We start from the raw sequence: 12,184 nt of genomic DNA, 5'->3' as shown, positions 1-12,184 counted from the left end.
GAGAATTTCTAGTAACATCTTAACCTCCATTTGTTACGGTTAGACAATACTAAAGCTAAATTTTACCTAAAATGCAAGCTTTTACTGAACAGCCCTGAGGAGAGATGACACCGACTAAGTAAGCTGAATGGTTACCCTGTATGTTTTGCAAGTTAACCACCACGTGGCTAAATTTTGACCATCTCATGGTCAATTTACGATAGATACTTGCAAATTAACCACTATATGGTTACAATTTAGCCAGATGCTGGTTAATTTTCCAAGGTGTGAATGATGACGCAAAATTACAATTGGTCGCGCAATGTTACCGAGAAGGTTTTAGTGGCGCTATCGGATACTCCTGTCATCTTGGTGAATGGTGCTCGGCAAACAGGCAAAAGTACTCTCGTGGAAGCAATTGCTGCTACTCGTCACCCAGCGCACTATGTCTCGTTTGATAACTATAATGTCTTGCTTGCAGCAAAGGAATCTCCCCTAGCTTTTGTAGACCAAGCCCATGGAGAAGCCCTAGCAATTGATGAAGTACAACTATTTCCAGAGGTGTTTAGGGCAGTGAAAATAGCTGTTGATCAGAATCGGCAATCTGGGCAATTTATTTTGACAGGTTCGACAAACGTTTTGCTGTTATCAAAGGCATCAGAGTTTCTTGCGGACAGAATGGAAATTATGACTTTGTGGCCCCTTTCTCAAGGAGAGTTAGGGGGAGTTAAGGAGGGGTTTATCGATCAAGTTTTCAGCGAAGGTAATTTGAATTTTGATGAAGTTTCTCACCTATCATTGGAAAAATTATACAGCGTACTTTTAACGGGCGGATATCCAGAGGTCAACACACGTCCAACCTTGTCTCGTCAGAAAGATTGGTTTCGTTCCTACCTCACTTCCATTATGCAACGAGATATTAAAGAACTAGCACAGATTGAAAAGGCAGTTCAATTTCCTTCCATAATGTCATTAATTGGTACTCGTGCTGGAAGTTTGCTTAACATGTCTGAAATATCACGAACGTCGGGGCTCGCCAATACGACCTTGAAACGTTATCTAGCTTTATTAGAGGCACTTTACTTGCTGGTGCGAGTCCCTGCCTGGTCTCGCAACGCTTCAAAATCATTGGTAAGATCTCCCAAGGCTTATATAACAGATACGGGCCTTTATTGTTTCTTAAACAATCTGGATGAACAACGGTTGGAGAAAGAGCGTGGTTTGCTGGGAGCGTTGGTGGAAAATTTCATAGCCATGGAGCTCATGAAGCAGCAAGGATGGAGTGAGATTCGCACGAGTCTTTATCATTACCGTACTAGGGCAGGGCAAGAAGTCGATTTTGTGCTACAGGCTGACAATGGTATGCTTGTTGGGATTGAAGTGAAGTCAAAAGCTGCGCTGGCTCATGCGGATTTTAAAGGGCTTAGGCATATGCAAGAATCATATGGAGATCAGTTTCACCGTGGCATCGTTCTTTACATGGGTGATCAAACCTTACCTTTTGGTCCAAACTTGCATGCAGTCCCAATGTCAGCACTTTGGGAACTAGGGGCGCGACCTGCTTATAATATTTTTACTGAATAATCTTGGTATAGCGAAGTGAAATCAAAACTTCTGTTTCCTGATAGGCTTGAAGTGTTCATTTACACTTGTAAACTGCGCGTTTCTCGCTATCATTAAACTAGAGGTTTTGATTTCAAGGGAGTATGTACTGAAGCTGAATCAAACTGTTGAAATTCAATTCTGCAAAAGCTCTCCAAAATCAATTATTTCTGCAAAATACTCCCTAGCGATGAGCTCATCTTCAACACCGTTGACATGAATGAGAATAGGGCGGTATGAAAAATTTTTAGGTTTTTTTAAGGCATCAATTTTTGCTTGAACTTCGTCAACAACTTGGGCAGGGATACGATTGCGTGAGAATTTGATCTCACAAACGTAGAGGTTGTTGAATTGAGTTTGAATCATATAATCGATTTGGCAGCCTCTGTGTTGTGACGTGCGTCTTTGAAAATAGGGATTGTCGTTGACAATCTCGCTTGGGTCTACATTGAGTAATTTTTGTAAAGCAGGGCGATTTTGCAAAACAAGATTTTCAAACTGCAGCCCCATGATAATATCCCAGTTTGGCAGTGTGGAAAGTGATCGATCTAAGAATGCACCTCGTTCAATTCTACTTTTATTGGGCAAAATATATTTAAGATAAAATCGGATGTAGTTATCGCTGGCACGAAAGTGACTAAGTTTGGATACCGTCCCCTTGCCTATTGACCACGTGTAATCCCTGCGCACAAATCCTGCAAGAATTAAATCTTCAAGGTAGTTGCTTATTGTGCCACTTTTTTGCATTTTTAAATTCTGAAAAATATCTTCAAGGGATGAGTGAGGTTTGTGGACTAAGGTGAGAAGAATTTCTCTGTAAACATGACTGCGTTTTCCAAACAAATCGTGAAATATTTTTTCAAACTCACTGTATAGATAACCTTCTTTGATAAAGCACAGAGATTTAATATTTTCTTCAGCAGACTTTTGTGTAGAGAGACTTTCTAAATAACGAGGAACTCCCCCCGTAACTGCAAGCATTTTAAAAATTTCATAAGCAGAAAGTTGTGTGCGATGCGGTCCCCAAAATTGGGCGCTCTCAGTTAAGTTGAGTTCCTCCAGGGTGAGGGTAAGGTCGACTCTGCCTAAAAACCCTGTACTGCTGAGAATGTTTTTCTCGATCCATGAAGAAACAGAGCCACACAAAACTAAAATAAGTTGTGGATTCTTTTTTAAATACAAATCCCATGCATTTTTAAGTTTACCGAGAAACGTTGGATCTTTAGCACCCATCCAAGAAATTTCATCTATTAGAATAATGGCTCTCCCTTTAGAGGTGTGATGTGCTAGATGCCAAAATAAATCACTCCAGTCTTGACTGTTGGGCGGCGGAATATGAAATGTTCTAGAAAGTATCTTGGCGAATTCATCCCTTTGATGTTGGGCGGTCATCCCGTCTGTGGCTGGTAATCCAGATAAGGTGACGATTTTTAAATCCTTGGCAAATTCTTCAATTAGCCGGCTTTTGCCAATGCGTCGTCTTCCCTTTAGTACGACAAGGGAAGCTATTTTTCTACGCAGCAGATCGTTCAAAAGGGCAAGCTCTCGCTTTCGACCAATAAAGGGTGACGGTCTCATGATTGTCCATTTCTAAAAACTATCTTTGCACTAAATAGCATTTTTTTGTGTTTGGTGCAAGAAAGTGAGAGGCAAAATTTTGCACCAAATCGATGTTTTAGTTATTTGGTGCAAGAAATCAGAAAATCGACAGTTTGGTTCAGCTTTGATATGGGGAAGGTATCAAGGAGGCCTATTTCCCCTTCTTGCCATTAAAACTCAACGACGCCCAACAGCACAAAACCATCACAATCAAAAGTGCGGTCAGGGCAAAGACAAATTCTTCAGTGGAGTAAACACGAATATCGTATTCATCCAGTAGGCCTTGCCATTGCCAGTCCAGGCCAAAGCCAATGACAAACTGCAAAATTGCGCCTCCCAGCATGTTCATGGTGTTGACAACACCCAGGGTTAGGCCAGAGCTCTGAGGCGTGGTGTATTGCACGGCTCCGGTAAAGCACATCATTTCTGCTCCGCAGAAAAACCCAAGGCTTAGCAGCAAGATGACCAGAACGCTGAGGTTGACAGCGGGGCCATAGAGGATAATAGCAAACAGAGCCAGCAGGGCAAAGCCACATACTTGTATGCTGCGGTTTAGGATATTGTATTTTTCGCACAGCCAGGGCAACAATAGGCTGCCGGCGGCCATGCCCAGGTACATCATCATACTGGTTTGGGCGGCATCTGCTCGGGGCAGGGAGAATTTTTGCATCAAAAACGCTGTGCCCCACAGATCTGCCAGAGCCGCAAGGGGGGTGTATAACCCAATAGCGAGTAAGGCATATAACATGATTCGGCGGTTTTTTATGATTTCGAGAATCTGCAAGCCAGTTTCTCTTAAGGAACTTTGTGGTTGCAAGGTATGGGATTGTTTGCCAGGCAATAGCAAAACAGCCATTAAAACAAGCGGTAGTCCTAACAACCCTGAAAGCAAAACTGTTGGGCGCCATCCAATGGAATCTAATAAGATAACCAGCGGCTTTCCAGCTGTAAGTGCTCCAACGGTGCCCAATGATAGGGTCATTCCCATCAGCAGACCGCGCCGGCCTTCAGGGAAATAATCGGCAGTGATTTTAAGAGCACACATAAAGGCAGTGGCTGAGCCGGTACCAACTAAAATGCGGCTGCATTGCGCTATGTAAAAGCTTTGTGCTGCCCACAACAAGATGGTGCCTGCAATGCATAAAACAACAGATATGGTGATCATTAAGCGCACCCCAAAACGATCAACGAATGCACCTAAAGGAATTTGCAGCAGGGAATAAGCTAAAAGGAAATATACGCCCAGGGTTGAAAACTGCTGTGCGGTGAGTGAGAATTCATGTCGTAGTTCATCAATCATCACGCCCGGGGCAACACGTAAAATGTATTGGTAAAAGAAAAATAGGGCGCAGGTAAACCAGGCCAGATAAGCCAGCAAAGCTTTTGGTTTTTGCTGAGTATGGCTTTGGTGTTGGTTCTTGTTGGTCATAATGTGATCGTTATTCCTTGTAATCCATGTTGTACCTAAGATATAAATTTTTACAGGAAACAAAGGATTAATCAATGATTTATCGAATTTGCAAGGCTGTCTTTCCTGTTGCTTCTATTGATTTAGACAAAGTTGATAAGTATCTTCTCCAAATTCCCGGGTAAATGGCTCTGTTGAAGAAAAATTATCACCAAAAATCAACGGATTAGAATCTGAAAATTCAGATTTACCCGGAGATATGGAGAAGATACGTTGATAACGTTATTCTTGACCGCATAGAAGCTTCGGAAGGTATGACAACGTCTGAATTAGCTGCAACACTTGATTTATCGGTGCGTGCCACTCGTGGGCGGCTTAAAAGGCTTGTAGAACTTAAATTAGTTAAGGAAATTGGCACCAGCCCCTTTGACCCACGTAAAAAATATGTGATTTAAAGTGGAGGATTGCGCTGCACCCCAAAACGATCAACTGGATTTTGTTGAGTGTGGCTTTGGTATTGAAGTGTATCGGGCATGTTATTCCTTGTAATCCACGTCGTAGCTAAGTATAAATTCTTACAGGAAACAAAGGATTAATCAATGACTTCTCGAATTCGCAAGGCTGTTTTTCCGGTTGCAGGGTCAGGTACTCGTATGTTGCCGGCGACTCGGGCTATTCCCAAAGAAATGCTGACCATTGTCGACAAGCCTTTAATTCAATACGCTGTTGAAGAAGCACGTGATGCTGGGGTCGAACAGTTTATTTTTGTAACGGGTAAAGGCAAATCCGCTATTGAGGATCATTTTGATGATGCTGGCTTACAAGAGCTAGGCTTAAAACCAGGACAAGTGTCTTATACCACGCAAACTCAGCCTTTGGGGCTGGGGCATGCCATTTGGTGCGCTCGGTATTTGGTTGCAGATGAACCTTTTGCCATTGTTTTAGTTGATGAGTTGTTGTCATCCGATAGGCCCTGTCTAAAGCAAATGCTCGAAAATTTTGCAGAAACGCCAGATAATTATCTGGCACTGATGCAAGTCCCCAGAGAGCAAACGCACAGATATGGTATTGTCAAAACAACAGATGCAAATGACGCACGTATTGCCATTCAGGATATGGTGGAAAAACCTGCATCCGAAGTGGCACCTTCCAACTGGGCCATCATTGGACGCTACCTGCTGACTCCAGAGGTGTTTTCTTATCTGGAACGACAGAAACCTGGGGCTGGCAATGAGATTCAATTAACGGACGCCATGCGAGCTATGCTGGTTGAACACCGGTTTCAAGGAATTCCATTTCAAGGTGACCGCTTTGATTGCGGCTCAAAGGTAGGATGGTTGCAGGCCAATATGCATATGGCTTCGTTGCGCGATGATTTGCGTGATGAGTTAGGGCAGAGTGTGCCTGGGCGTTTGGTTTCTGGTTTTTGATTGTTAAGAATTTATGCTTTTTCACACGCAACTTTTTATTCTCGTTTTCTTGCCGGTGGTGCTTGGATTTTATTACCTATCACGACGACATCATACTTTACAGCAATGGCTTCTGGTTGCTGCGTCCCTTATCTTCTACGGTTATTGGGATGTGCGACTCATTCCTCTATTGATTGGTTCTGTCATTGTGAATTGGTTGGTGGCCCAGCAGTATGTGCAATCCAAGCACAAATGGCTCATATATTTAGGCGTATTAGCCAACCTCGCGTTGTTGGGCATTTTCAAATACGCTAATTTTTTTGCTGAAACCTTTGCTGCATTGCATGGAAGCCAGCACCAGTATTGGGATATCGTTTTGCCGTTGGGAATCAGCTTCTTCACATTCCAGCAGCTCTCTTATTTGGTGGATTTAAACCGTGGTAATGCTCCTTTGTATTCTTTGAGAAAGTATGCGCTTTACGTTACATTTTTTCCTCAGCTGATTGCTGGTCCCATTGTGCGTCATAACGAAATACTGCCTCAGTTTAAAGAATCCATTGGACCCGAGGTTATGGTAAAAAGGATTTCCCAGGGACTTATTCTCTTCATGCTTGGAGTCATTAAAAAAGTTGTTGTGGGTGATACGCTTGCAGGGATTGTTGATCCGCTATATGCGACAGTTCAAAGTCTATCTTGTATTGAGGCTTGGATTGCAGCCTTTGGATTTAGTTTGCAGATTTATTTCGACTTTTCAGGTTATTCCGATATGGCCATTGGTTTGGGATTAATGTTTGGGGTCATTTTACCTGAAAATTTTGCAGCTCCCTATCGGGCAACTTCTATCGTTGAGTTTTGGAGGCGTTGGCATATGACTCTATCTCGTTTTTTAAAAGATTATTTGTACATTCCATTAGGGGGTAACCGGTTTGGAGCAACGCATCAGGTTGGAGCTTTGCTGGTTACAATGTTGCTCGGAGGGCTCTGGCACGGAGCCAACTGGACGTTTGTAATTTGGGGGCTGATTCATGGTAGTGCTTTGGCCACCAACCACATGTGGCAAAAAACTGGCATTAAATTGCCAAGTGTCTTAGCATGGAGCCTTACCTTTGTAGTAGTAGTTCTTGCTTTTGCACTGTTTCGTGCTCCTGATGTTGCAACAGCTGCTTTACTTTATGCCAAAATGTTTTCTCTACCTATCGCAGGAGAAGCTGGATTGACCTTGAAATCTTTGTGGATTTTGCCTGTGGCTTTCTTGATCGTCCTGTTTGGGATGACAACGCAGACATATGTGTTTGAAAAGTTTAAACCTGCGCGCATCGGGGCGGTTGCACTTGGTTTAACAGGAGTTTGGTTAGTGCTTAAACTAGGTGGGGATTTCGGACATGAATTTATTTATTTCCAGTTTTAAGCGCCTTATGGCCTTGGGGACAGGAAATTCTGGATCACCTCCAGCAAATTGGCGTACGTTCTTAAAGACAACTTTGCTGACATTTATAGGTGGGGTGGTTGCTGTTTACGCCTTGATTTTGGTGATTGATCCCTATGATGTCGTTTGGTTTTCTCCTCCCTTGGCGCGCAAGCCGGTTAGCACCAACCAGCGCTATTCTTATCCAGCATTTGCCCGAGATGTGGCCTTTGATAGCGTTATAATTGGTACGTCAACAGCGCGGTTGATAAAGCCAGAAAGGTTGAATACGCACTTTGGTGCCAAATTTGCAAACCTGGCAATGAATAGTGCAACCGCTTATGAGCAATCTAAAATCCTAAAGCTCTTTTTGCGCCATCACCCAAAGCCTCGTTGTGTGATCATTGCCATTGATACAGTGTGGGCTCAATCTGGATCTGACGATCAGAAATACACATTTCGCCCTTTTCCTGAGTGGATGTACGACGATTTGGGAGGAGTTGCCCTTATTCGCCTTTTAAACCTTGAAACTGTGCAGCAATCTGTGCGCCAGCTGCGGTACCTTTCTGGGTTGCGCCCCCCTCGGTTTGGCTACGATGGTTATGAAATTTTTGTACCCGACCAATCCCAATATGATCTTGCAAAAGCACGGAAAAAAATCTATGGTTCCCCGCAGCCGAGAGTGAGGCAGCCTGTGCAGGAAAAAGCCATCGACAACACCCAATGGTCTTTTCCAGCTCATCTTCTTTTGCAAGAAATCCTTGAGCAGATTCCCCAGGAGACAATGAAGATTATTCTGTTCGTGCCTTACCATATCTACAATCAACCCCTCGAAAACACATCCGATCATGCAAGGTGGTCGTCGTGTAAGCAACAAATTACAAAGATGTCCAGTGGTTTGCAAAATGTGGTGGTTTTGGATTTTATGATTGAGTCTAAGATTACTTGTGTGGACGAAAACTATTGGGATCCGTTGCATTGCACCGTAGCTGTGGGCGAGCAACTCAGCGATTTGATATATGAGGGGGCAAGTCAAAAGAAAGATAAGGTGGGTTACTACCTGGTGCTGAATAAGCCATAATCCACCCTAACACTTGTTCTCAAGGCACCAAGCGGGTATGTTGTAGGCAAGCGAACTTAATACAAAGTTGAATTACAATGTTTAAAGGATCCATTGTTGCCTTGATTACCCCCTTTTGCAGCGGGGGAGTGGATGAAAAAACTTTAGCCTCCTTGGTAGAATGGCAAATTCAGCAAGGAACTCAGGGGATTGTTCCTTGCGGATCTACCGGTGAGGGGATGGCGCTGAGCTATGCTGAAAAGTGTCGAGTTATCGAGATTTGTGTAAAAATGGCCGCAGGAAGAATTCCCGTTATTGCCAGCACTGGGCTTATTACCACGCCTGAAACAATACAGTTAACTCAATCCGCACAAGGATTGGGGGCGGATGGAGCGTTGGTGATTGTGCCGCCTTATCTAAAACCATCTGCTGAGGGTATTTACCAGCATTTTAAAGCAGTGCACGATGCTACTGATTTGCCAATTGTGATCTATAATCACCCTGGGCGTACTGGTGTGGATCTTTCGCTTGCAACGTTGCAGAGGTTGGCCAAGCTAAAAAATATTGTGGGATTGAAGGATGCCAGTTTAAATCCCTACCGGCCAGTTGAAATTCGCCAACAAATAGGGACTGAGTTTGTGTTTCTTTCTGGTGACGATGGAGCAACTTTAGCTCTTATGGCTCAAGGAGGGCAGGGGGCTATCTCGATTACCGCCAATGTATCCCCCAAGTTGTGCGTTGATACTTATCATGCTTGGGTTGCAGGAGATATGCAAACAGTTGCTGAGCTGCGTGATCAGTTATTTCCCCTGCATCAGGCTTTGTGTATTGAAAGCAATCCAACACCTGTAAAGTATGCTGCAAGTGTATTAGGTCTGTGTGCAAACGAAGTGAGAGCGCCACTGGTCCCCATTACTCAAGCTTCACAGCAGATTGTGGACGCAGCGCTACAACATGCTGGCTTATCTGGTCAAACTTTGACATTGGCAGGATAATATGGCTAAGAAGAAACCATCCGGAAAAAATGTCGTTTGCCTCAACCGACGGGCTCGCCATGATTATCACATTGAAGAAAGCCTTGAAGCGGGGTTAGTGCTGTTTGGCAGTGAAGTGAAATCTTTGCGCTCGGGCCGCGCTAGTATCGTTGAATCTTATGCAACTGAACAAGAGGGTGAGATCTTTTTGTTAAACGCTAACATTCCTGCATATACCTATTCGCATATGCGTAATCATGATCCCACTCGGCCACGCAAATTACTGCTCAAAAAACGTGAAGTACGACGCTTGATTGGGGCAATTACCCGCAAAGGCATGACTCTGGTGCCGTTGTCGATTTATTTCAATGATAAGGGCAAAGCCAAGTTAGAGCTGGGAATTGCTAAAGGAAAGCGCAAGTACGAAAAACGTGAGACAGAAAAAGCACGTGACTGGCAGCGACAAAAGCAACGGTTGATGAAGGATAATTGATGAATCAGCCGCGACAGACTAAATTTCCAGAAATCGAGCCCTATGAATCAGGGTACCTGGTTTTAGATAATACCCATACTATGTATTGGGAACAAAGTGGCAACCCTAATGGTACACCGGTTTTGTTTTTGCATGGCGGACCCGGCGGTGGTTGCTTCCCCAAACATCGGTGTTATTTCGATCCAGATTATTACCGAATTATTTTATTTGACCAAAGGGGGGCAGGGCGCTCTACCCCGCTGGGTGAGACAAAGAACAATACCACTCCTGATTTGATCCAGGACATTGAGCGCTTGCGTGAACACTTATGCATCGATAAATGGTTGATTTTTGGTGGATCCTGGGGGGCAACTTTGGGACTTGCCTATGGTCAAGCGCATCCAGAAAGAGGTTTGGGGTTTATCTTGCGCGGGGTTTATCTATGCCGGCAAAGTGAACTCGATTGGTTTTTAAAAGGTGTGCGGCATTTTTTTCCTGAAGCCTGGCAGCGTTTTTTTGAATTTATTCCCGAAGTTGAACGAGATGATTTGTTAAGGGCTTATCACAAACGCATTCACCATCCAGATCCAAAAGTGCACCAACCAGCAGCAGAGCATTTTAATCGTTTTGGGATCACTTTACTGGCGATGCAGCCGAATGAAGCTGAGATTGAAGCAATGGTACGGGAAGAATTTGCATTGCCACTCGCGCGGATTGAAACCCATTATTTTGTCAATGATATGTTCATGTCAAAAAATGCATTGCTGGATAATATGCACAGGATTCAGCATTTACCTGCCATTTTGATCCATGGACGTTATGATATGACCTGCCCGCCAGTATCTGCTTATGAGCTGCATCGATTGTGGCCAGGCTCAGAGTTGCACATGGCGCCCCTTGCAGGGCACAGTAGCTCGGACCCAGGTTTGTGTGAAAAAATTATCTGGGCAACTGGAAAATTCAAAAACTGTAAAGTAAATTAAGCAATGGTAGCAGAAGAACAACACCAAGTGACGGAGTATCAGTTTTTTAAAAAGTTATGTGCTCTTCCGTTTGTGGAAAAAATGTATCTCTATGGTTCAAGGGCGAGAGGCGACTATCACTCCAGATCGGATATTGATCTAGCGATTGTATGTCCATCAGCATCACGTGAAGAGTGGACAGTGATCTTTGAGATTGTTGAAGATGCTGATACACTTTTGCACATTGATTGTGTTAGGTACGATGGGCTTACCGACAATAATCCGTTGAAACAAAGCATAGATGAGGATCGTCTCGTGCTTTATCAGAGATGAGGTTTTGAGTTGTGAAAAACTGGGAAATATTATTTGGAAATCTTGGAAATGCATTGGAACGTTTAGGAGAAGCGCTTGAGCAACCAGTTGATGACAAGGGCATGAATCGTGATGCAACTATCCAAAGATTTGAATTTACGATTGAGTTGTTTTGGAAAGTCCTAAGGAAGTTGTTGCTTCGGGAAAAAATAAAAGTTTCAACCCTAAAAGAAACGCTTAGACAAGCCTATGCATCTCAGTGGATAGATGAAGAGGCACTTTGGCTATCTATGATGGATGATCGTAATAATACGTCTCACGTGTACCATGAAGAAAAAGCCATCGAAATTTATCAACACATTCAGACCTACCATCCTATCATGGTACGTACTTATGAGTTTTTAAAACAAAAGTTTACTCAAAAGAATTGAAACACCTGAATAAGAAATGTTGATGGATATGATGATTGCAAAGTGTATGATCTAAGATTGAAACCGGGAATGATGACCAAGATCCGTCACCAAAATTTTGGTGACGGGTCTTGGGTGGTTTTCTTCATTGTCCAAATTATGATAGAGTGACTTCATTCGGGTGCCCTCTTGTTGCCGACTTTTTAGCTGGTGTTTTTTTCACATAAAACAGGTACCCGATGACCTATCCTTTTTCGGCGTGGTTCAATCCCAGGTAACACATTTGGAGGGACTGGGTTAGCCGTATTACCAAGGTACTTTGATTTTTTGGCTCTTTTGCGTTTTGAGTGGGTAAGGAGATTTTTTTCTAATCAGAAAATTCGATGCTAACTACCTTCAGTTAAGTAAAAAAACAGCAATGGTCAAAACCACGATAGGCTCTAACGCCCTGTTTTTCAAAGAATTACGAGTGACCTATCTTTAGTATACTTCTGATATTCGAAAAATATCTAAAAGATATATTTAAATATTAAGATAACATTTGCACAGGAAAGCACTTTTGCTTATAAAGATGAGAGGTCAGGAGAGAAAC

General features: G+C 43.3%; 12 protein-coding genes. 10 read left to right on the top strand and 2 right to left on the bottom strand.

Going from position 1 to position 12,184, the window contains the following annotated elements; all coding sequences use genetic code 11:
- Nucleotides 1-270: 270 nt before the first annotated feature.
- Complete coding sequence (locus ABFQ95_04970; GenBank protein MEN8236875.1) at nucleotides 271-1,563, top strand: ATP-binding protein; 1,293 nt, start codon at nucleotides 271-273, stop codon at nucleotides 1,561-1,563.
- Between the two features lie 153 nt (nucleotides 1,564-1,716).
- Here the strand turns inward: ABFQ95_04970 and ABFQ95_04965 are convergent, their stop codons facing one another.
- Both ABFQ95_04965 and ABFQ95_04960 read right to left on the bottom strand, forming a co-directional pair.
- Complete coding sequence (locus ABFQ95_04965; protein MEN8236874.1) at nucleotides 1,717-3,159, bottom strand: ATP-binding protein; 1,443 nt, start codon at nucleotides 3,157-3,159, stop codon at nucleotides 1,717-1,719.
- 172 nt (nucleotides 3,160-3,331) lie between these two features.
- Nucleotides 3,332-4,609 carry an MFS transporter gene (locus ABFQ95_04960; GenBank protein MEN8236873.1) on the bottom strand — a complete coding sequence of 426 codons (1,278 nt, stop codon included), beginning with the start codon at nucleotides 4,607-4,609 and terminating at the stop codon, nucleotides 3,332-3,334.
- A 212-nt stretch (nucleotides 4,610-4,821) separates the two neighbouring features.
- Here ABFQ95_04960 and ABFQ95_04955 point away from each other — a divergent pair, with 212 nt between their 5' ends.
- The 9 genes from ABFQ95_04955 (at nucleotide 4,822) to ABFQ95_04915 (ending at nucleotide 11,613) form a co-directional block, all read left to right on the top strand.
- Nucleotides 4,822-5,043, top strand: coding sequence for a winged helix-turn-helix transcriptional regulator (locus ABFQ95_04955; GenBank protein MEN8236872.1), 222 nt, complete (start codon nucleotides 4,822-4,824; stop codon nucleotides 5,041-5,043).
- Nucleotides 5,044-5,187: 144 nt separating this feature from the next.
- Nucleotides 5,188-6,018, top strand: coding sequence for a UTP--glucose-1-phosphate uridylyltransferase (locus ABFQ95_04950; GenBank protein ID MEN8236871.1), 831 nt, complete (start codon nucleotides 5,188-5,190; stop codon nucleotides 6,016-6,018).
- Nucleotides 6,019-6,031: 13 nt separating this feature from the next.
- A complete protein-coding gene (locus ABFQ95_04945; GenBank protein MEN8236870.1) occupies nucleotides 6,032-7,405 on the top strand; it encodes an MBOAT family protein in 1,374 nt (457 codons plus the stop codon).
- Nucleotides 7,380-8,483 carry a hypothetical protein gene (locus ABFQ95_04940; protein ID MEN8236869.1) on the top strand — a complete coding sequence of 368 codons (1,104 nt, stop codon included), beginning with the start codon at nucleotides 7,380-7,382 and terminating at the stop codon, nucleotides 8,481-8,483. Before ABFQ95_04945 ends, ABFQ95_04940 begins: the two co-directional genes overlap by 26 nt.
- Nucleotides 8,484-8,560: 77 nt before the next feature.
- Nucleotides 8,561-9,457 (top strand): 4-hydroxy-tetrahydrodipicolinate synthase, encoded by an 897-nt coding sequence (dapA, locus tag ABFQ95_04935; GenBank protein MEN8236868.1) that lies wholly within the window; start codon nucleotides 8,561-8,563, stop codon nucleotides 9,455-9,457.
- Nucleotide 9,458: 1 nt separating this feature from the next.
- Nucleotides 9,459-9,929: an SsrA-binding protein SmpB gene (smpB, locus tag ABFQ95_04930; protein MEN8236867.1), complete on the top strand. Its 471-nt coding sequence runs from the start codon at nucleotides 9,459-9,461 to the stop codon at nucleotides 9,927-9,929.
- Nucleotides 9,929-10,891: a prolyl aminopeptidase gene (gene pip, locus ABFQ95_04925; GenBank protein MEN8236866.1), complete on the top strand. Its 963-nt coding sequence runs from the start codon at nucleotides 9,929-9,931 to the stop codon at nucleotides 10,889-10,891. Before smpB ends, pip begins: the two co-directional genes overlap by 1 nt.
- 3 nt (nucleotides 10,892-10,894) lie before the next feature.
- Nucleotides 10,895-11,203, top strand: a complete 309-nt coding sequence (locus ABFQ95_04920) for a nucleotidyltransferase domain-containing protein (protein MEN8236865.1) — start codon at nucleotides 10,895-10,897, stop codon at nucleotides 11,201-11,203.
- Between the two features lie 11 nt (nucleotides 11,204-11,214).
- Nucleotides 11,215-11,613: an HI0074 family nucleotidyltransferase substrate-binding subunit gene (locus ABFQ95_04915; GenBank protein MEN8236864.1), complete on the top strand. Its 399-nt coding sequence runs from the start codon at nucleotides 11,215-11,217 to the stop codon at nucleotides 11,611-11,613.
- Nucleotides 11,614-12,184: the final 571 nt, after the last annotated feature.

The organism is Pseudomonadota bacterium, from assembly GCA_039714795.1.
In the GTDB taxonomy this organism is placed as follows: Bacteria; Pseudomonadota; Alphaproteobacteria; order JAGOMX01; family JAGOMX01; genus JBDLIP01.
Note: the sequence above shows the minus strand (reverse complement) of the source record. Positions and strands in the feature narration are given on the sequence as shown.

Excerpts from the sequence above, each read along its gene's own strand:
- ABFQ95_04940 (MEN8236869.1), top strand. The coding sequence starts at position 7,380 with ATGAATTTATTTATTTCCAGTTTTAAGCGCCTTATGGCCTTGGGGACA.
- ABFQ95_04920 (MEN8236865.1), top strand. The coding sequence starts at position 10,895 with ATGGTAGCAGAAGAACAACACCAAGTGACGGAGTATCAGTTTTTTAAA.
- ABFQ95_04960 (MEN8236873.1), bottom strand. The coding sequence starts at position 4,609 with ATGACCAACAAGAACCAACACCAAAGCCATACTCAGCAAAAACCAAAA.
- ABFQ95_04970 (MEN8236875.1), top strand. The coding sequence starts at position 271 with ATGATGACGCAAAATTACAATTGGTCGCGCAATGTTACCGAGAAGGTT.
- ABFQ95_04965 (MEN8236874.1), bottom strand. The coding sequence starts at position 3,159 with ATGAGACCGTCACCCTTTATTGGTCGAAAGCGAGAGCTTGCCCTTTTG.
- pip (MEN8236866.1), top strand. The coding sequence starts at position 9,929 with ATGAATCAGCCGCGACAGACTAAATTTCCAGAAATCGAGCCCTATGAA.
- ABFQ95_04950 (MEN8236871.1), top strand. The coding sequence starts at position 5,188 with ATGACTTCTCGAATTCGCAAGGCTGTTTTTCCGGTTGCAGGGTCAGGT.
- ABFQ95_04945 (MEN8236870.1), top strand. The coding sequence starts at position 6,032 with ATGCTTTTTCACACGCAACTTTTTATTCTCGTTTTCTTGCCGGTGGTG.
- smpB (MEN8236867.1), top strand. The coding sequence starts at position 9,459 with ATGGCTAAGAAGAAACCATCCGGAAAAAATGTCGTTTGCCTCAACCGA.
- dapA (MEN8236868.1), top strand. The coding sequence starts at position 8,561 with ATGTTTAAAGGATCCATTGTTGCCTTGATTACCCCCTTTTGCAGCGGG.